The sequence below is a fragment of the Roseibium sp. 10G30-5 genome (assembly GCF_055809635.1).
This window is the reverse complement of the sequence record NZ_JBVVUH010000001.1, coordinates 31505-51558: the sequence shown is the minus strand read 5'-3', so window position 1 is coordinate 51558 and position 20054 is coordinate 31505. Positions and strand designations below refer to the sequence as shown.

The following is a 20054-nucleotide window of genomic DNA, read 5'->3' as shown; positions in this document are numbered from 1 at the left end:
CGATCAATTCAGCGCCACCAAAATGGCGCCCACAGCGATCAACCCAACACCGGATACAGGCTGCGGGCGACAGTTTTTCACCCAAAAACAGCGCCGCGATGATCGCCACTAAAACCACGCTCAGCTTGTCGATAGGCGCCACCTGCGCTGCCTGACCCAACTTTAGCGCGCGGAAATAGCAAATCCAAGATGCCCCGGTTGCCAAGCCGGAAAGCACTAGAAATACCCATGTTTTCGTTGAGACCGACGACGGATCCTGCCAGTGGCCGGTTGCAAACACGATGCCGCCGGCAGCCATGAGAATGATGATGGTCCGGATGAAGGTGGCAAAATCGGAATTGACGTTCTCGATGCCGATCTTGGCGAAGATGGCTGTCAATGCTGCAAAGCCCGCCGCGAGCAACGCCCAGACAAGCCAAAAATCCAAAAGCTTCATATCGCCATCCTTATGCGCGTCGTTGTGTGTCCACAGGGAGGCGTCGAAGGCCTGAAGACCCCAATCCAATCCGCACACACACTCGCGAAAATCTAGCAGTCTTTGAAGGGCAAGGCCAGCCATCCGCGAGCATGGGTTGCATGGCCAAGATCATGCGCTAAGTTCAAGGTTCGCTTTGCAGTTTTCGCTTGAAAACTGTCTCCACCCTGCCCCCGTTGGGAGACGTCCTCTGAAAGCTCATCTGTCTGCGTCGGACGCACGCCGCATCGCTTTGACCGCCCAAGGGTTCAATGGTCTATCGCGCCAGACGCCCCCCGGCACAGCCCAGATGCGCCGTGCCATTGACAAGCTTGGCCTGTTGCAGATCGACAGCGTCAACGTTCTGGTTCGGGCGCATTACATGCCGCTGTTCTCTCGGTTTGGGGCGTATGACGTCGACAGCCTCGACACACTTCTCAGCAAGAAGCCAAAGCGGTTCTTTGAATATTGGGGGCACGAGGCCTCGCATCTGCCGATCGACTGCCAGCCACTTTTGCGTTGGCGTATGGAGCGAGCACGAAAGGGCGATGGTATCTGGGGCCAACTCAAGGTCTATGCGGGGGAGAAACGCGCCGAGGCGGAGGCCATGCTCAAGCGGATCGAAACAGAAGGGCCAATCGCCGCCTCCGATGTTGCAGACAGCAAAGCCAACAAGGGCATGTGGGTCTGGAGCGATGCCAAACACACACTGGAATGGCTGTTCTGGGCCGGATTGACCGCTGCGCGACACCGCAGAGGCAGCTTTGAGCGCGTCTATGATCTGCCAGAGCGCGTGTTGCCTCGCACCATTCTCGACACACCAACCCCCGAGGGCGTCGATGCCAGACGCGCTCTGCTGGCACGTTCAGCTCAGGCTCTGGGCATCGCCACCGCAACCGATTTGCGTGACTATTACCGCATCCCGGCCAGTGACACACCGCTGCCGCTGGAACAGCTTGTCGAGGATGGCACATTGATCCCGGTCAGTGTCACCGGGTGGCGGCAGCAGGCGTATCTTCACAAGGACGCCCGCGCCGGGCGCAAGATCCAGGGCGCAACCTTGCTGTCGCCTTTTGATCCACTCATATGGCATCGTCCGCGCACTGAACGCCTGTTCGGGTTCCGCTATCGGCTGGAGATTTACACCCCTGCCCACAAGCGCGAACACGGCTACTACGTACTGCCGTTTCTCATGGATGGTCAGTTGGTCGCCCGCGTTGACCTTAAGGCGGACCGTAAAACCGGGCGTTTATTGGTGCAGGCGGCGCATCTGGAACCGGCCGCGCCGCCGGAAACCGTCGAACGGCTACGCGACGAACTCACCCGAATGGCGGCTTGGCAGAACCTTCCCGACCTCGACGCTCGAGCAGTCGAAGCCCTCTCGCGCTAGAAGCGAACGATTCTGGTTCAAGCCAGAATTTCAGACAATGCCGCAAGGAGCTGATCACATTCAGTATCCGTGCCAACGGAGATGCGCAGAAAATGTTCGATCCGCTCCTTGGCGAAGTGGCGCACAAGAATGTTCTCCTGTCGAAGTGCCTGTGCCAAATCGGCGCCTGCATGGTCTGGATGGCGGACGAAAACGAAATTGGTAGCAGACGGCAATACCTCGAACCCAAGAGCCTCAAGGCCCGCTGACAAACGCTCACGGCTCTCGATAATCCGGGTCCTGTGCGTTTCGAACCAGTCGACATCGCCCCAGGATGCCGTGGCTGCAACCTGCGCCAGACGATCCAGCGGATAGGAATTAAAGCTGTCCTTGACACGCTCCAAGGCCTCGATCAGGGGACGTTGACCGATGGCGAAGCCGACGCGCATTCCTGCCAGCCCGCGAGACTTGGAAAATGTCTGAATGACCAGCAGGTTGGGATTGGCCGCGACCAGCGACACTGCGCTTTCCCCACCAAAATCAATATAGGCTTCGTCGATCACCACCGCTTTGTCCGGATGATCGCCCAGCAAGATCTCGATTTCGGACAAGGGGCGCAACATCCCTGTCGGAGCATTCGGATTGGGGAGAATGATTGCACCACAGGACTGGCGATACTCCTCAACGCGCAGCTGCATGTCCTCTGCCAGCGGCACCTCGTGAAACGCAATGTCGAAGAGCCGACAATAGGTCTTGTAGAAGCTGTAAGTAATATCGGGAAACAACAGCGGCTGCGGATGGTTCAAAAGCGCCTGAAACGTATGAGCCAGCACTTCATCAGACCCGTTGCCGACAAAGACCTGGTCCACATCGACACCGTGACTGTGTGCAATCGCCTTACGCAAATCAACGGCAGCAGGATCCGGATAGAGCCGCAGGCTGTCGTCCGTTGCCTGTGCGATGGCCGTCAGAACTTTCGGCGACGGGCCATAAGGATGTTCGTTGGTATTGAGCTTTACCAGCCCGCTGACCGTCGGTTGCTCCCCCGCCACATAGGGACTCAGGGTATGAACAATCGGGCTCCAGTAACGACTCATCGGGCAGCATCCTGAGTAGGTTTTACAATGTCATTTCAAAAGTAAACGCTCGGCACTGACTTTTGAAGTGGCTTTTGCCACGGCCCTCCCCGGCCAGCAAAAAGGGCGGCCACAACTTGTGTGCCCGCCCTTTTAAAGGTTTCAGTCAAAGCCCCGTGTGCGGTCAGCCCGGTCCGCCAAAGGCGAGATCCGGCAGCCACATAACCAGTCCGGGCACGAAGGTCAGAAGCATGATGACCGCGATGATCGTCACCAGGAACGGCAAAGCCTCGACGGTGTATTCCTCGACCTTGACGTCGAGCAACGAACACACCGTGTACATCGCCACCCCGACCGGCGGGGTCATACCCCCAAGTGTCACGATGCTCATCATCAGAATGCCGAAGTGGACAGGATCAAAGCCGGCAGCCTTGACCACTGGCACGAAAATCGGCGTCAGCAGCAGAACCAGCACGGTGCTTTCAATGAAACAGCCCGCCACCAGAATAAACAGCAGAACGATGAACACGATCATGTAAGGGTTGGACACGCCATGCAGCATCCAACCGGAGATTTCCTGCGGTACCTGCATGAAGACCACGGCAAAGCCGACCATACCGGACATCAGAATGATCAGCATGATCAGACCAAGATCGGAAATCGTCGACGACGCAGCACTCAGCAGGGTCTTGATGTTCATTTCCCGATGCAGGAAGAAGCCGACAATCAGCGAGTAAACCACAGCGAAAGCGCCAACTTCCGACGGTGTGAAGACACCACCACGGATCGCGATCAACAGGGCCACCGGGAACAGCAGCGCCCAGCGAGCATTCCACGCAGCAGCCCCGAGAGCGCGCGCCGTTGGCTTTTCACTGTTGGCCACAACATAACCGCGACGCTTGGCGATCAGATAGGTCGTCAGCATCAGGCCGATCATCATGATCACGCCCGGAGTCACACCGGCGAGAAACAGACGCCCGATGGAAACGTTGCCGACATAGCCGTAAAGGATCAGACCGATCGACGGCGGAATGGTTGCCGTAATGAGCGAGCCGACGGCGATCACGGCAGCGGAAAAGCCCTTGCCGTAACCACGTTCGATCATCGACGGGCCGAGGATGCGGGCTTCCATGGCCGCATCAGCGACAGCCGAGCCGGAGACCCCACCCATCAGCGTAGACAACACGATGGCGATCTGTCCGAGACCACCAGCCATCCACCCCACAGCAAGCTGCGAGAAGCGGAAGAGGCGGTTGGTGATGCCGCTTTCGTTCATCAAATGGCCGGCGAACACGAAGAACGGCACGGCCAGAAGCGGAAAGCTCTGGCTCATTGCAGCGATCTTCTGCACGCCAATGGCCGTCGGCATGATCGGGTTGGTCAGGAAGAACCAAAAGCCCGCGATCCCGATGGCAAAAGCCACCGGCAGTCCCAGAAACATCAGGACGAAAAAGATGGCAGAGATGAAAATCATCGATCAGACTTCCTCTATCCGGATGGATTCAGCACCGCCGGTCTTGGAATAGATAAGAGCATTTTTGTCACCAGCCTTGCGCGCCATGAGAGCGAGGCGGAGGTTGTTGCCCAATGCAACAATCAGCATCACCGCGCCAGCCGGGACGGCCGCAGTCACCCAGCCATAGCTGATGCCACTGTCGCCGAAGCGGCGCTGCAAGTTGCCGAGTGTCAGGTCGGTGCCCTTGACGACCAGCGCGCAAAGAAACGCCAGGATCAGGACAGAGAGCAGCAGTTCAAGTGCAAAGCGGGCCCGCGGTGGCAGATAGCGCACCGCCAGATCAATGCCGAGATGCGCCTTTTCACGCATCGCCCGGGTTGCGCCGATCATGCAGAGCCAGATGAACAGCAACTGGGCCAGATCCACCGACCAGATCACAGGGTGGTCGAAAAATCTGAGCACTGCAGAGCAGAAAACCAAAACGACGATTGCGCAAAGGATCACAAATCCGATCGCGAATTCGACTTGAGACAGACGTTTGAGCAAGGGATGACTCCGGAAGGGTGCCCAGGAAGGCCGACCGCCACGAGGCGGCCGGCCAATGGGTCACTTGCTGAGGTACGTTTCGACCTGCTTGTGCAGATCTTCATAGCCCAGTTTCTTGTAGACGACCTTGGTCGCTTCCTTGAACGGTGCGGTGTCGATGTCATCGACTTCCATGCCCTGCTTGGCAAGCTGTGCCTTCAGGTTATCAAGCGACGCTTCGGTCGCCTTGGAGCCAACATCGCCAGCCTTGAGCGCATCGTCCATGAGGATCTTCTGAAGATCCTTTGGAAGACCGTCGAACCACTGCGAACTGGTGACCATGCCGGTGATCAGGTTGATGTGACCGGTCATTGTCAGATAGTGGGTGACTTCGTAAAGCTTGGAGCCTTCGCCAGCCGGAAGCTGTGCTTCTGCTGCGTCGATGGCCTTCTGCTGCAGAGCCGAATAGGTATCGGTCCACGGCATTGGTGTCGGGGTAGCCCCCATGGCACGAACCGTTTCGGTCCATACCGGAGCGCCCGGGGTCCGCATGCGCACGCCCTTCAGATCCGACGGCTTGGTAACCTTGACGTCGGTCCAGAGCTCGCGTTCGCCCTGCCACCAGTTGAACGACAGCACCTGCAAGTTGCCACTGTCATGCAGCTTCTTGGCCCAGGTGTCGAACAGCGGCGACGTTACAACCTTGCGGATGCCTTCGTAGCCCTGCAGCCAGGTAAGGAGCGCCGAGAATGCCGAATTCCTTGGTGTAGTTGGCCAGACGGCCGCCATCGAGGATCACGGCAACAGGCGCACCATTGCGAGCCTGTTCCATCACGTCTTCGGCAGCACCAAGCTGCGAGTTCGGGAACAGACGGATTGCAAGCTTGCCGTCGGAATCCTTGGCAACCATTTTCTGGAAAGCTTCGAGACCCTGGTAGAGCGGATCATTCGTCGTCAGCGCGGTGTTGACGCTAAGCGTATAATCAGCCGCAAACGCAGCCGTGCTGCCGAGAGCCATCGGAATTGCTACAAGAGCAGCGCAAATTGTACTGGATTTCATCGTTTCCTCCCTATCCTCATGAAGAGGCTTCTCACTCACCCTGCCCGAAGAACCCGGACAGACCAAACTTCACAGTTTGACCTCAACCAAGGGGGAGCTGCCGGGTTTCCCGCGAAGCCTGAGCTGCGGTCTGACACAAACCGTTCCTCCCTCAGAAGACCATCATCCCGCCAGCATCTCCGTTGCATGGCGGACAAATTCAATCAGGACGGTGCCCTCAGGCCCGTCCGGCAAGCTCCTGTACTTCCTGCCAGATACCATCGTCCACCAGCACACCATTGTCGATGTGATCCTGACGGGTCTTGCTGGTATTCTGGCCCGGATAGGTCACACTGCGTCCGGCTTCCGCCGGGGTGGACCCGTTTACATAGGCCGCCATGCCATCAACCACATCCTGCAAATGAGCGGACGTTCCCAGACGGTCCGGATCAAATGCGATGAAAATCTGCGAACAACCCGTGCAGCTTCCGCGATCAATCTTGTCGATGTCATGCGTCGCCGAGCCTTCAGACAGCACCGCAGCCAGAACATCCAGCAGGATTGTCAGACCGGACCCTTTCCAGAAACCCGCTGGCAGAATACGCCGCGATGCCTCGATGGCTCCAGGATCAGATGTCAGGTTGCCTTGGTCGTCAAAGCCGCCTGGGTAGGGCAGTTCTTCGCCCTTGAGACGGGTTGTCTGCAACTTGCCATAGGAATATTGCGACATCGCCATGTCAAGAACCACAGGACCATCGGCGCGCGGTACGGCCATGACCAGCGGATTGTTGCCAAGCCGCGTGTCACTGGCGCCCCAAGCGGGCATGCAGGATTCGGTGTTGGTCCAGGAAATCAGGATTTTGCCCTGCTCGGCTGCTTTCCAGCCAAAGGCACCGCCACGCATCCAATGCGTGGTGTTGCGCATGGCCACAATGCCAACGCCGTTTTCGCCGGCCAATTCAATGGCACGATCTGTCGCCTTCAAGGCGTTCAGAATACCGGGGCCACGCTGCCCGTCATGCACTTCCATCGGACCGATCTGACGCACAAGCATCGGCTCGGCATCAGCAACAACCCATCCCTTGTGCAAATACTCAACAAACCGCGGCACGCGGTTCAGGCCATGAGAGTAAACGCCGTCGCGGCTGGACTGAGCATGGATCCGGGCACACGTGCGCGCTTTGTTTTCGTCCATTCCAGCCCGCACGAATGCAGCTGCAATGGTTTCCGCCATTTCCTCGAATGGTACACGCGCCATAAATGCCTCCTCCAGATTGCCTGTCTGCAAACCCCCAAAAGGGAGGCCCGCGACGGGTCTTTCAAATATCTTAGACATACTACCATACTTGTCAACATGTGAATCAAAAACACGGTAAATCTGAGCATTTCTGCCAAAAACAACGCCTCACATGACTGTGATGCATTGCTTTGCAGCCTCGTCCGAAGGCGTTTTCCGAGTGTAAAATCCTGGCCTGCAACTTCAGGCCGAAGTCGATTCCGCCGTGCATCTCGCAAGCCGACACCTGTCTGCCGTTACGACACAACAATACGCGCACTCCCTCAAGATGACCCACGGCTGAAATTTTTGAGACGACCAAAACAGCCTCTTGAAAAATAATAGATGATATGTCATTTAATGACTATGCACACATTTACACCCAAACGCTGGTCGCATCTGGCGCCGACCTTGATGGCTGTCGCACAACGCTGGCGCCGCGTCATCGGACAGGTTCTGGCAGAGGATAATCTGTCTGACGCCACGGCCCTGCCGCTCGTCACCCTGCTGCGACTGGGAGATGGCATGCGCCAGAACGAGTTGGCGGAACATATCGGCTTAGAAGGCACTGCGCTGGTCCGCATTCTGGATTCGCTGGAAAAAAATGGCCTTGCCCGCCGGGATCCTGACCCGAACGACCGTCGTGCCAAGCGCATTTACCTCACCGAAGAAGGCCGCGCGCTCGCCATCCATTGCGATGACGTTTTCAACACGGTGCGTGAGGAGCTGCTGGCGGACGTGAGCGAGGCCGATCTGGAAGCCACTGAGCGCGTTCTGCTGTCATTGACACAGACGCTCAACGCAAATCTGCAAAATCGACGAAATACATGAAAGACCTTTTCAATCCCACCCGCGCAGACGCCATCTTCACGCTCAAGACCTTCGCCTCCGCGATGCTCGCCTATTGGCTGGCGCTGCAACTGAACCTCGACCGACCCTATTGGGCTGTCGGAACGGTTTATATCGTGTGTGCACCGTTGTCTGCCGCCAGCACCTCCAAAGCGCTGTATCGTCTGCTGGGCACGGTCGCCGGTGGCGTAATGACCGTCCTTCTGGTGCCAAATCTTGTCACCTCTCCGGTTCTATTGACGCTGGCCGTTGCCTTTTGGGTCGGCTTTTGCCTTTTCGTCTCGCTGCTGGATCGGCGCCCACGCAGCTACGCCTTCATGCTGGCAGGCTACACTGTGGCTATCGCAGGGCTGCCCATCGTCAACACACCGGATATAGCTTTCACCTATGCGCTGTCGCGTGTCGAAGAGATTGCTCTTGGCGTCACCTGCGCCGCCCTTGTCAGCCGCCTGATCCTGCCGGTCCATACCGGGCCTGTGCTGCAGGGCCGGGTCAACGGCTGGCTGACAAATGCCGCCATGCTTGCAGCACGCACATTACGTAGCGAGAACAACCCGGACGAAATCCATCAAGAACAGCAACGCATGGCCGCCGACGCCGCCGATATGCGCGGTTTCAGCAGTCACGTCAGCTACGACACTTCCAATCATCAGGATAGCTTGCCGCTGATGCGCGCCTTGCAACAGCGAATGATCCGCATGTTGCCGCTACTCTCCGGCATTGCAGATGGGTTGAGTGCGCTGAAGACAGTCGACACGCCCCCTGCATCTGCAGGCTTTGCTGAGCGAAATCGCTGACTGGATCAACGCCGAAACGGCGCCCAATGATGCGCCCCCCGATGTGCAAGAGGCTGCACGCCTGCTGCGCACAACGCGCGCGCTGCAAGCCGAGAATGAAGCCCGCGACACCTGGAGCGCCATCGTCCTGTACAACATGACGAGACGTCTCATTGAACTGATCGAGACCTGGAGTGAATGTCAGGCCATCAAACAGGACATCAGCACCGGCGAACTGACATCCGCGCGCGCAAGGCGTGTGTTGCGTGAAGCTCGCCCGCTCCCGCTGCACCATGATGTTGGCATGGCGGCTCTGGCTGCGTTCAGCGCCAGTTTTGCCATTCTGGTGGCCTCAGCGTTCTGGATTGCCACAGGAGCCAGCGACGGGCAGGGCATTGCTCAGTTCACCGGCATTTTCTGCTGCATTCTGGCGGGGATCGACAACATCGTCCCGGCCCTGCGCAAATTCCTGACCTATACGTTTTTCACCATTGCGCTGGTGTTTGTCGTCAACTACGCGATCCTGCCCAGAGTCGATGGCTTTCCAGCTCTCGCGGCCACCTTCGGGTTGGTGCTGATCCCGGGCGGCCTGCTGCTGACACGGATGAAAACCTTCATGCTGGGCATGGCCATTTGCGTGAACTTCTGTTTCCTGTTGCTGCCGAGCGACCAATTGCAACTGAACTTCGCCTCCTTTGCCAATAGTGATTTGGGGATGGTGCTGGCGATTGTCTGCTCGATCCTGTCGTGCAGCCTGATACGCTCGGTCGGGGCCGAAGCCAGTCTGGTGCGCGTCACCCGGCAGGCATGGCGTCGCGTCGCCACCATTGCGCTCTATATGCGTGCCGTCGACAAGGATCAGTTGATCCACCAACTCGTTGACGCCGTTGCCATCAACACGCCGCGCATGGCGGCTGTGCCACAAGAATCAAAAGTCCGCTTCGCCAATCTGTTCCGCGATTTGCGGGTCGCCATCAACGTTACCGACATTCAGGCTGGCCGAAGCCAGATGGATGCCGATATGCGTCTGCGTCTCAACCGGCTGCTCGACACTGTCGCCGCCTTCTATCGACGCAAGCGATTAACCACCCCCGCCGCAGAAACCCTGAGCCTGATTGCCCAGATTGACGCCTGCATGATGGCCCTTGCCATGACCAAAAGCACACCCGCCAGCCGTGATCTGGCGTCGGCACTCGTCGGTCTGCGCATCTGTCTCTCCCCCGAGGCGCCGCCGGTTTACGGCCCGGCTGTCCTCCAAACAAAGGCACAAGCAGCATGAGACAGGAAATCGTTGTTTTCGGCGTCTTTGTGCCGACCCTGCTGATCTTCGCGCTGATTGCGCTTTGCCTTCTGGCTGTCGTGCGCCGCGGTCTGGTGCGCGTTGGCTTTTATCGATGGGTCTGGCATCGCCCGCTCTTCGATCTCGCCCTTTATGTCTGTGTTCTGGGACTGACTGTCCTTTTTGCTCAACGGTACTTCTCATGAAATATCTCGCCCTTCTATCCGGCCGTGTCATCGTGACCCTTGCCGTCTTGTGTTGCGCCGTCGTTCTTGGCGCCAGCGTGTGGACCTATTACATGGGCGCGCCCTGGACCCGCGATGGCCATGTGCGCGCCGATGTTGTGGGTGTTGCGCCCGATGTCTCCGGTCTGGTGACGCAGGTTCTGGTCAAGGACAATCAAACGGTGAACAAGGGCGATGTGCTTTTCACCATCGACCAGCATCGCTTCAAGCTGGCACTGCGTCAGGCCGACGCCAAGGTCAAAAGCGCCAAGGCAGCCCTTGAGATCGCCAGCAAGGATGCAGATCGCACGGAAACCCTGGCCGGAAGCCAGTTTGCCAGTCGCAAGCAAGCCCAACAGGCCAATGGCACGCGTGATCAGGCGGAAGCCGCTTATGAGGAAGCGCAGGCCAATCGCGATCTGGCGCAACTCAACCTGACCCGCACAAGCGTGCATGCCTCAGTCTCCGGTAAGATCACCAATTTCACTCTGCGTCCCGGCGATTACGCCAATGCGGGCACCGCCGTCGCTGCTCTGGTCGACAGTTCGTCGATCTATGTCGCCGGTTATTTCGAGGAAACCAAACTGAGCCGCATTCATGTCGGGGATCCGGTCAAGATCAGCTTCATGGGCAGCAGCACACCCGCCTATGGCCATGTCGACAGCATCGCCGGCGGCATTCAGGATTCACAGCGCAGCGACACCACCGGCACCTTGGCCAAGGTCGCGCCAACCTTCACCTGGGTACGTCTGGCGCAGCGCGTGCCGGTGCATGTCACCATCGACTCCGTACCAAAAGACCTGCATCTGGTCGCCGGTCTGTCCGCCACCGTCACCGTACGGCCGCAGACCAGCCAGTCCACCCACACGGCCAGCGAAGCTGCCTTTCGCGATGCCGACAACACCAGCGTCTTCCAGCATGTCACCCGCACGCTGAAGGGACTGTTTGGCTGGGTCTGAAACACCCCACGTAAAACCGGACAGGTTCAAGGCCTCGGCCCTCTTTCTGGGCCCCTGTCCGGTTTACGCCTGAAACGCTTTCTTCACTTTGATCTTGAAGAGGTGCGCCGCCAGCGTCACGAACGCCCCGCGTCAGTCGTCCTGCCTGCTGTTTACAACAAATGCAGGAGACACCAACAATGACTGCAATTTTCCGCAAGATAGGCGTCACGCCCCTGAACCTGAAGACTGCAGGAGGATGGCTGGCCCGCGCCCTCGCTCCTCTGGCGCTCGCCCTGTCCTTGCTGGCCGGTCCGGCTCAAGCCATCGACCGACCCAACTATCCCTGGATGCCCGACTATCCGGTTGTCCTTGAGGCAAATCAGGCACGCCACCACCTCATCCCCTAGCGCGAACTCGTCGATTACGGCAAAGCCACCCTCACGACAGACGAGCAGTTGACCACCTTCTTGACCGGATATGTCGGGCTGGATCAAGCCAACCTTGGCGTTTATGCCGCAGATGATCTGCCAACGCTCATTGCCGATTATCTTGCAGACGACGGTGAAGCTGTCGATGTCATGGAATCGCTTTTCGCCTGGATGCAGGGCAATCTGGTGATCGGCCCGGACAATGCCCATCGACCAAATGGCGACCCGGGCAATGTTTTCGATCAACGCGCTTTTGACTGCCACCAGCATGTTGTCGCCGGAACGCCTCGCTTCGGGGAATACATCAATCTGGGCGGTCGCTGGACAACCCCGGACGACCAGTACTGATGTGTTCCAACTGCTGTCGCACACGGCCATGGCCCCTCCGGCGACAGCGGTGATTGCCGCAGCCCCCCTGCCCCGGCCTGCGCCTGTAGAAATGGTAGACGGAGAAAGGGCGTGAGGTCGTCCCTCACGCCCTGCCAACGCATTGTCACAATACAATGCGCCAACGACACGGCACACCGTCAGCTTTCGGCCTTTGACGCCGCCACTTTGTCCGGCTCATCTTCCCCAGTCTGTGTGGATCGACCCGCCTTGCGGTTTGACCAACGCTCCTCCAGACTTTGAAAGATGACGAAAAAGGCCGGCACGATAAAGATGCTCAAAAGCGTTGAGATGGTCATGCCGCTGATCACCGAAATGCCAATCGACTTGCTGGCATTTGCCCCCGCCCCATGCGCCATGGACCAGAGGCACCATGCCAAGGATGAAGGCAATTGAGGTCATCAGGATGGGTCGGAACCGCAAATGCCCCGCCTCCACTGCCGCCTCGACAATGGAGTGTGTGCCCTCCTTGCGCAGATCGCGGGCGAATTCCACAATCAGGATGCCGTTCTTCGCCGACAGGGCGATCAACAAGATCAAGCCGATCTGAGTATAGAGCGTGTTGGGAATACCAAGCGCCAACAACACACCCACCGTACCAAGCAGCGCCAATGGCACCGACAGGATCACCGCCAGAGGTTCAAACCAGCTCTCATATTGGGCCGCCAGCACAAAGTAGACGAGCGCTATGGCCAGCGCGAAGGCAAAGTAGATCTGATTGCCTGCCACATGCTCTTGATACGACATGCCCGTCCAGTCATAGCCCATGCCTCGCGGCAAGGTCTGATCTGCAACCTGCCCCATCAGATGCATGGTCTGGCCGGAACTCAGATCTTTCTGGTTCTGACCGATGATTGTGGCTGAGGGATACAGGTTGTACAGCGAGATCAGCGATGGTCCGATCGTGCGGTCAACCGTCACCAGCGTCGACAAGGGCACAAGATCACCGCTGGCATTGCGGACTTTCAACGCGCCAATGTCACGCAAGGCCGAGCGATAATCCTCATCCGCCTGAACGAACACCTGAAACGTATGGCCAAACTGGGTGAAGTTGTTGACAAAGGCCGACCCGAGGTAACCGGTCAACGCTTCGAAGATATCATTGACGTTGACCCCGAGCGTCGCCGCCTTGGTGCGATCGATATTGACCTTGTATTGCGGCGTGTCGAACTGCGAGGTCATGCGAATACCATCCAGCTTTGACTGGCTGTTGGCGTTTTTGGTCAAGGACTTGGCAACATCAGAGAGCTTGTTGAAGTCGAAACTGCCGTCGCGCAGTTCGACCTTCATGGAAAAACCGCCCGTGTTGCCGATCCCCTGAATGGACGGCGGCGGAATGACAATCGCCGATCCGTCCGGCAGCGTTTGCAGTTTGGCTTTCAACGCCAGATAGCTTTGCAACAGGCCTTCCGACGTGCCGCGCTGATCCCATGGCTTCATCACCACATAGACAAGACCGGCGCTGGACAAGGGCGCATTGCCATCCAGCAGCGACACCCCGGCAACAGTCACAACATTATCGACGCCGGGCACCTCATGCGCCAGCTTGCTGGCAGTTTGCAGGCTCTTGTCCGTCCGCGCCAGCGAGGCACCGCCAAGCAGATTGACCGCCACTGCAAAGAACCCCTGATCTTCCAGAGGCAGAAAACCGGTTGGCACGCGTGTCACACCGACACCGGCCAGCACAATCAGGGCCAGTACCAAACAGCGAGGCACTTTTTGGAAAGCGCAACACTCTGGCAAGCAGACGGGCATAGCCGCCTTCAACACCACGAAAGCCACGTTCAAAACCACGAAACACGATGTTGCGCTTCTCAACGGGCTTGGGTGTCCGCATCCATAGCGCCGCCTGCGTCGGCTTGAGCGTCAAGGCATTGACGGCACTCAACAAGGCTGTTGCTGCGATCACCAGAGCAAACTGGGCATAAAGCTGTCCCGTCAGCCCCGGCAGGAAGGCCGAAGGCAGGAACACTGACAACAACACCAGCGTGATACCGATGATCGGGCCAAAAAGCTCCCGCATTGCCGTCATCGCAGCATCTTTGCCGGTCGCCCCTTTCTCCAGATGCCGGGCCGTCGCCTCGACAATGACGATGGCATCATCAATGACAATGCCAATCACCAGAACCAGCGCAAACAGCGTCGACATGTTCAAGGTGTAACCAAGTGCTGCCATCGCCGCAAAAGCACCAATAATCGTCACCGGCACCGTGGTTGCGGGCACCAGCGTCGCGCGCCAGTCCTGCAAGAACAACAAGATCACCGCGAGCACAATAACACCCGCTTCAATCAGGGTGCGATAGACCTCGTTGGCCGCCGCATCAACGAAGGACGTGGTGTTGAAGGGCACCGAATAGTGCACCCCATCGGGAAAGGCTTTGGCCAGATCCTTGACGCGCGCATTGACCGTATCGGCCACATTCAGAGCATTGGCGTCAGGCAATTGGCTGATCGCAAGAGCAGCAGCGGGTTTGCCATTAAGCCGAAACACCTGACCGTAGGAATTTGATCCCAGTTCAAGACGGCCGACATCCTTGACCCGGGTCAGACGCCCCCCGGCCTCCGAGGAGGACTTGACAACGATATTGCCGAAATCCGGGGCGTCCTGAAGACGTCCGTCAACCTCAAGCGTATATTGAAAGCCTTGCCCCTTGGACGAGGGCGGCATCCCGATTTGCCCGGCAGCAACATCTTGACTTTGCTGGCGAATGGCCGTGATGACATCATTCGGCGTCAGGCCGCGCGCTTCAAGCTTGGCTGGATCGAGCCAGACGCGCATGGCATAATTGCCCGCACCAAAGATGCTGACGTCACCCACACCGGGAAGACGCGCCAACTCATCCTGCAAATGAATGCGAGCATAGTTGGCCAGATACAGGCTGTCGTATTGCGGTTTGGTGGAAGACAGCGCCACGAACTCCAGAATGGAAGTGGACTTCTTCTTCACCGTTACGCCCTGGCTCTGAACAGACGTCGGCAATTGCGCATTGGCCGCATTGACCCGGTTCTGCACCAGAATGGCGTCCTGATCCGGGTCCGAACCAATGTTGAAAGTTACGGTCAGCGTGTAGGTGCCGTCGCTGCTGCTGGTGGACTGCATATAAAGCATGCCCGGCACACCGTTGACCTGCTGCTCAATGGGCAGGCCAATGGTTTCCATGATCGTATGGGCGCTGGCGCCTGTAAAGCGAGCCGACACCTGCACCGTGGGCGGCACGACATCCGGGTATTGCGCCACTGGCAGGCTGAAGAAGGCGACGCCACCGATCAGCACCATCACAAGCGCAATGACATTGGCAAAGACCGGACGTGCAATGAAGAAGGCAGAAAACATCAAAGCCTCCTTACTGGGCCGGGATAAGGGACGAAGTCCCTTGCGTGTCATCATCGGAGGTTTCTGACGCTTTCGGCGTCTGCGAGGTGTCCGCAGTCGCTGCATCAGAAGGGGTGCCATCAGCGCTGGTTGCCTGTGGTGCCGACGTCGACGTGGTCGTCGACGCTGACGATGCGTCAACACCGGAAGACGCCTTTTGCGCAGGTGCGGCAGGTTTCGCGTCTGTTGCACGTCCCGCCTTTGACACCGGATTGGCAGGTGTGGTCGCAGCTCCCGAATGCCTTTCCTGCAACCTGGAAAGATCTGCTTGTGGCGGGGCCTTCAGTGTCACGTCATGCGGGGTGACCTTGGCATCCGGCGTGGCCCGATCGAGGCCTTGAACAATCACCTTGTCCTGGGCGCAAGACCCTTGCCGATAACCTTGAAGCCTTCCGGACCCGGCTCGATCTGTACCGTTGTCTGGGTCACCTTGTCATCCTTGCCGACGGTCATCACGTAGCGCCCGTTCTGGTCGGTGCCAATCGCCGTATCGGGCACCAGCAGTGCATTCTTGCGGATCGACAACGGAATGCGTAGCCGGACGAAAGATCCGGGCACCATGCTCTCATGCGCATTGGGGAAGCTGGCACGCACCGACAAGGTGCCGGTCTGAGCGTCCAGTTTTGGAGAAATATAATCCAGGGTGCCACTATACGGATAGCCGCTGTCCATGCCGGTGCCTGCCTCGACATGGATCGGGCCGAGTGACGCCAGCGTCTTGCCGCTCGCCTTCAAAGCCTTGCGGATCTTCAGCATTTCCGTTTCGCTGATGGAAAAATCCACATAGATCGGCTTGAACTGAACGATGGTCGCCAGCACCGTTGCGCTGCTTTGCCCGACCAGCGTGCCAACGTCAGCCTGATGCTCGCTGACCACGCCATTGAAGGGTGCAGTGATCGTCGTATAGTCGAGATTGAGCTGCGACAACGACAGACTGGCTTTGGCAGAGGCCAGTTGCGCCCGGGATGTGTCGCGGGTGGCGCGGGCTTCATCAACGGCCTGCTTGGCAACGGCATTTTTGGAATCCAGCGTGACCTGCCGCTGATATTCCTTTTCCGCATTGACCAGCGTTGCCTGCGCCTGATCGACCGAGGCCTGCGATTGCTGCAATTGTGCCTTGTACTGTGCCGGATCAATCTGGAACAGACGCTGCCCCTTCTTCACCGCCTGACCATCCTTATAGTCGATGGATTGCAGACGCCCCGCCACACGCGCCACCAGATCAACGCTGTTGTGAGCTCGTGCAGAGCCCGTCACCTTGAGATAAACCGGCACAGACTGCTGGATCGGTCCCGCAACGCCCACTTTGGGCGGCGGCGGCGGCGCATAGGTGTTGTCTTCCTTGCAGGCGGACAACCCGGCCAGCAGCACAACAGCGAGACAAGCGCGGGAGCGCCGAAAGGAGAGCCGCAGCGGACGAGCGGCGAAGGGAGAAGAAAAACGCATGGGCACGATAAAAACGGGTCTCACGATCTGGTATCACAGCAACGCCGGAAACGGTTCCCGGGACATGAAGACTTCATAATATGAAAATTTCTCAGGTTGACCACTCGCGTTCCGAACACTCGAAACCATCTAAGAGAAATGTGACAAGGCTTTGAAATAAAACATTTAAAAACTTTTCAAGAAATCAAAGTGCACCTTTCATACCTGACTGGTTTCAGGTTTTGGCGCAGGCTGCCGATACTGAGCATCAACATGAACAGGCGACAGAGCCGCGAAAATCCGGCAGATCGCATCCTCGAATTCCTGATCCTCAAAATACGCCACATCCTCAATCATCGCAGACTGCATGACGCCCAGGACGGCCCGCGAGAGCACAAACGCCTGCACCCGATTGGCATAAGCGCGGTCCTCTCCCGTGAGGCTTGTCCAGTGGTGAATGAGGATCTCGACAAATTCGTCCCTGACCTTCCGTTTCACGCCGCCGCGAAACCGCGCCAAAAGCTCGAACTGACGCCGGGCGCCTCGCCGCTTGGCGAAGAACTGAATGATGAGACGCACAAACTGGCGCTGCGGGTCTTCGCCCTTCAGGTCAACCGTTTTCATCAACCCGCGCAGTTGGTCGGCAAGCGTTTGCCGCTGCTGGTCAATCAGCGCCAGAAGCAGCGCGTCCCGGTCAGTGAAATACTGATAAAGCGTGCCAATGGAGACCCCGGCGCGCTCGGCCACTGCCGTTGTGGTAATAGCTGCCTCGCCCTGCTGATCGAGAATTTCGGCCACAGCTTGCAGGATCACATCCACCGTTTCACGGGATCGACGCTGGGAGGGGACTTTCTTGTAAACGGAGAAATCAGTCTCGGGCATGGCAGCCTTCCTTGCCGGCATTTTGAAATATGAGATTTATTCATATTTTTACTCAATCGGCAATCGCGCCAGTGACCCGCGCCTCACGAATGCACCACCAGACAGAAAAAGGCGCGACCCGGATAGGGTCGCGCCTTTTTTGAAGGACCTGTCAGTCTGCGTGGTCTTACGCGGACTGGGCGACGTAATGGGCCGCAATCTGAGCGGCAACCGCCGCATTGTTCTTGACCAGGGCAATGTTTGCCACAAGGCTGCGACCGTCTGACAGCTCGTTGATGCGCGCCAGAAGGAATGGCGTCAACTCCTTGCGGGCAATCCCCTTTTCGTCGGCCTCGCGCACCGCATCGGCAATTGTGCCGTCAATGAAATCCGGTGACAGAGCCGCCTCCTCCGGGATCGGGTTGGCAATCAGCAAGCCCGTGCCAGTGTTCAGGTCATGGTGGAATGCCATCGCGCTGGCAATCTCGGCGGTACTGTCGAGACGATGATCGGTCTTGAAGCCGGAGACCCGACAGAAGAATGCCGGGAAGTCATCGCTGCCGTAAGTGATCACCGGAACACGTTGTGTTTCCAGAAATTCCAGCGTCTTGGCAATGTCGAGAATCGACTTGACGCCCGCACAGATCACCGTGGTCGGGGTGCGTCCAAGCTCGGTCAGATCGGCCGAGATGTCGAAGGTCTGCTCGGCACCACGATGCACACCGCCGACGCCCCCGGTGGCAAAGACGCGAATGCCAGCCATTTCGGCAATGCGCATGGTCGCCGACACAGTTGTGCCCGCGGTGGCCTTGCGGACCATGGCGACCGCCAGATCACGACCCGATGCCTTGACCACATCCTTGGCCTGCGCCAGCTCTTCCAGTTCGGCATGGGTCAGACCGGCGCGCAACTCACCGTCGACCACAGCAATGGTTGCCGGCACCGCGCCATTGGCGCGAACGACCTCTTCAACCGCCAGCGCGGTTTCCAGATTGGCCGGATACGGCATGCCATGAGTGATAATGGTCGATTCCAGAGCAACAACCGGTGTCTTGCTCTTCAGCGCATCGGCAACATCGGGACTCAGTTTCACGGAAGCAGTCACAGAGAAATTCCTTGGTCGGGGGCAGAGACAGGCTCACTCGGCAATACGGTGCAGATGGGCCTGAACGAGTGTTTGAGACAGATCACCATGCACGGTGGTCTGGCTTTCAGTGGTCAGCGTTCCGATCAGCGAGCCGATCCGTGCTGCGGTGTAAATATCTTTGTTGGCCAGCAGATGATGCAGCGTGCCAGCAATCATCGCGTCACCAGCGCCGGTAATATCCACCGGCACCGCGGGCACCGCCGGAAAGGCCTTCACCCCTTGTGGGCCACAGACGGCCAGACCGTCTGCCCCGATAGAGACAATCACGTCACTGGCACCTGCCTCACACAAAGCATGAGCCGCCGCACAAGCGCCCTCAGGTGTGCGTTCAAAGCTGCGCTCCAGACAGGCTGCCGCCTCATCCAGGTTCATGAAAAGAAGGTCGATGCCGTGCAAATTCTTCGGCAGACGGGTCACCTTGGGCGTAGAGACAGCATCGATCGCCAGCTTGAAGCGCGCGGCGTGACGGCGGGCGATCAGAGCGCTCAAACTGGTCGCAGGCAGGTTGCAATCTGCAAACACCCAACTTGCAGAAGCCAGATGCGAGCCGATACGATCCAGATGCCAGGGCGTGAAAAGGTCGAAAATGTTCATGTCGGCAATGCCAAGCGCCAGTTCACCGTCCGGGCCGATGATCGCACCATATTCCGCCGTCGGTCGTTCTTTGGTGATCGTCACGGCGCTGACATCAACGCCCCGGTCCCGCAGGTGCTGCAAGATGGCAGTGCCTGTCTCATCATCTCCAACGATGGAGACAAACGTGGTGGACGTGCCGAGCAGCGCCAGATTTTCTGCCACGTTTCGCGCCACCCCGCCGAAACTATGCACCCCTTCAACCGGGTTCGATGTACCGGGAATCAAGGCCGTACTGGCGTGATACTTCCGATCGAAGACAGCCCCCCCAAGGCACACTGCGCGCTTGGTTTCCGGCAGCACATAACCGCGCCCCAGAATATACCCCTTGGACACAAGCTGCACCACATGAGCGGCGATGGTAGAGCGGGCAAGACCCAGCTCATCGGCAATTTCCTGCTGCCCCGCGAATGGGTTGGCACGGATCAGGTCCAGAACGGCCTGTTCCTGCATGCCGAGATCTTTGCTCATCGGATGTCCGCCTGTTGGTTCGCCCCTTGATACCACCCACGTGCTGACTGTCAACAATTGTTATA

General features: G+C 58.3%; 17 protein-coding genes and 3 pseudogenes. 7 read left to right on the top strand and 13 right to left on the bottom strand.

All coding sequences use genetic code 11. From position 1 onward, the window contains the following. Positions 1-3 precede the first annotated feature (3 nt). A pseudogene (locus AC0L7U_RS19105) lies at positions 4-436 on the bottom strand (EamA family transporter). Between the two features lie 328 nt (positions 437-764). Between AC0L7U_RS19105 and AC0L7U_RS19100 the strand changes: the two are divergent. Beyond that, a complete protein-coding gene (locus AC0L7U_RS19100; protein ID WP_473696030.1) occupies positions 765-1844 on the top strand; it encodes a winged helix-turn-helix domain-containing protein in 1080 nt (359 codons plus the stop codon). 17 nt (positions 1845-1861) lie between these two features. On the opposite strand, the gene hisC is transcribed toward AC0L7U_RS19100, so the two are convergent. The 6 genes from hisC to yiaK form a co-directional block, all read right to left on the bottom strand. Continuing rightward, complete coding sequence (gene hisC, locus AC0L7U_RS19095; RefSeq protein WP_473696028.1) at positions 1862-2920, bottom strand: histidinol-phosphate transaminase; 1059 nt, start codon at positions 2918-2920, stop codon at positions 1862-1864. A 163-nt stretch (positions 2921-3083) separates the two neighbouring features. Then, complete coding sequence (locus tag AC0L7U_RS19090; RefSeq protein ID WP_473696026.1) at positions 3084-4373, bottom strand: TRAP transporter large permease; 1290 nt, start codon at positions 4371-4373, stop codon at positions 3084-3086. A gap of 3 nt (positions 4374-4376) precedes the next feature. Beyond that, on the bottom strand, positions 4377-4859 hold the full coding sequence (locus AC0L7U_RS19085; RefSeq protein ID WP_473696505.1) for a TRAP transporter small permease: 483 nt from the start codon (positions 4857-4859) through the stop codon (positions 4377-4379). A 102-nt stretch (positions 4860-4961) separates the two neighbouring features. Beyond that, complete coding sequence (gene dctP, locus AC0L7U_RS19080) at positions 4962-5567, bottom strand: TRAP transporter substrate-binding protein DctP (protein ID WP_473696503.1); 606 nt, start codon at positions 5565-5567, stop codon at positions 4962-4964. Further along, the gene (locus tag AC0L7U_RS19075; RefSeq protein WP_473696024.1) at positions 5536-5940 is read right to left on the bottom strand and encodes a hypothetical protein; all 405 of its coding nucleotides are present in this window, start codon (positions 5938-5940) and stop codon (positions 5536-5538) included. Before AC0L7U_RS19075 ends, dctP begins: the two co-directional genes overlap by 32 nt. A gap of 217 nt (positions 5941-6157) precedes the next feature. Next, the gene (gene yiaK / locus AC0L7U_RS19070; protein ID WP_473696022.1) at positions 6158-7177 is read right to left on the bottom strand and encodes a 3-dehydro-L-gulonate 2-dehydrogenase; all 1020 of its coding nucleotides are present in this window, start codon (positions 7175-7177) and stop codon (positions 6158-6160) included. Between the two features lie 378 nt (positions 7178-7555). Here yiaK and AC0L7U_RS19065 point away from each other — a divergent pair, with 378 nt between their 5' ends. From AC0L7U_RS19065 to AC0L7U_RS19040, 6 genes and pseudogenes are all read left to right on the top strand, one after another. Continuing rightward, entirely contained in the window at positions 7556-8026 is a 471-nt protein-coding gene (locus AC0L7U_RS19065; protein ID WP_473696021.1) for a MarR family winged helix-turn-helix transcriptional regulator, read from the top strand. Next, a pseudogene (locus AC0L7U_RS19060) lies at positions 8023-10099 on the top strand (FUSC family protein). Before AC0L7U_RS19065 ends, AC0L7U_RS19060 begins: the two are co-directional and overlap by 4 nt. Next, a complete protein-coding gene (locus AC0L7U_RS19055; RefSeq protein WP_473696019.1) occupies positions 10096-10305 on the top strand; it encodes a DUF1656 domain-containing protein in 210 nt (69 codons plus the stop codon). The pseudogene AC0L7U_RS19060 and the gene AC0L7U_RS19055 overlap by 4 nt, the downstream one beginning before the upstream one ends. Further along, positions 10302-11282: an efflux RND transporter periplasmic adaptor subunit gene (locus tag AC0L7U_RS19050; RefSeq protein WP_473696017.1), complete on the top strand. Its 981-nt coding sequence runs from the start codon at positions 10302-10304 to the stop codon at positions 11280-11282. Before AC0L7U_RS19055 ends, AC0L7U_RS19050 begins: the two co-directional genes overlap by 4 nt. Positions 11283-11461: 179 nt before the next feature. Further along, entirely contained in the window at positions 11462-11671 is a 210-nt protein-coding gene (locus AC0L7U_RS19045; RefSeq protein WP_473696015.1) for a hypothetical protein, read from the top strand. A 48-nt stretch (positions 11672-11719) separates the two neighbouring features. After that, positions 11720-12040: a hypothetical protein gene (locus AC0L7U_RS19040; RefSeq protein ID WP_473696013.1), complete on the top strand. Its 321-nt coding sequence runs from the start codon at positions 11720-11722 to the stop codon at positions 12038-12040. 179 nt (positions 12041-12219) lie between these two features. On the opposite strand, the pseudogene AC0L7U_RS19035 reads toward AC0L7U_RS19040, so the two are convergent. From AC0L7U_RS19035 to AC0L7U_RS19010, 6 genes and pseudogenes are all read right to left on the bottom strand, one after another. Further along, positions 12220-15413, bottom strand: a pseudogene (locus tag AC0L7U_RS19035) (efflux RND transporter permease subunit). A 10-nt stretch (positions 15414-15423) separates the two neighbouring features. Then, complete coding sequence (locus AC0L7U_RS19030; RefSeq protein ID WP_473696011.1) at positions 15424-15801, bottom strand: hypothetical protein; 378 nt, start codon at positions 15799-15801, stop codon at positions 15424-15426. Next, positions 15798-16898, bottom strand: coding sequence for an efflux RND transporter periplasmic adaptor subunit (locus tag AC0L7U_RS19025; protein WP_473696501.1), 1101 nt, complete (start codon positions 16896-16898; stop codon positions 15798-15800). Before AC0L7U_RS19025 ends, AC0L7U_RS19030 begins: the two co-directional genes overlap by 4 nt. A gap of 198 nt (positions 16899-17096) precedes the next feature. Then, positions 17097-17759 carry a TetR/AcrR family transcriptional regulator gene (locus tag AC0L7U_RS19020; RefSeq protein WP_473696009.1) on the bottom strand — a complete coding sequence of 221 codons (663 nt, stop codon included), beginning with the start codon at positions 17757-17759 and terminating at the stop codon, positions 17097-17099. 166 nt (positions 17760-17925) lie between these two features. Beyond that, positions 17926-18843, bottom strand: coding sequence for a pseudouridine-5'-phosphate glycosidase (locus AC0L7U_RS19015; RefSeq protein WP_473696008.1), 918 nt, complete (start codon positions 18841-18843; stop codon positions 17926-17928). Between the two features lie 33 nt (positions 18844-18876). Next, the gene (locus AC0L7U_RS19010) at positions 18877-19989 is read right to left on the bottom strand and encodes a carbohydrate kinase (RefSeq protein WP_473696005.1); all 1113 of its coding nucleotides are present in this window, start codon (positions 19987-19989) and stop codon (positions 18877-18879) included. Positions 19990-20054 lie beyond the last annotated feature (65 nt).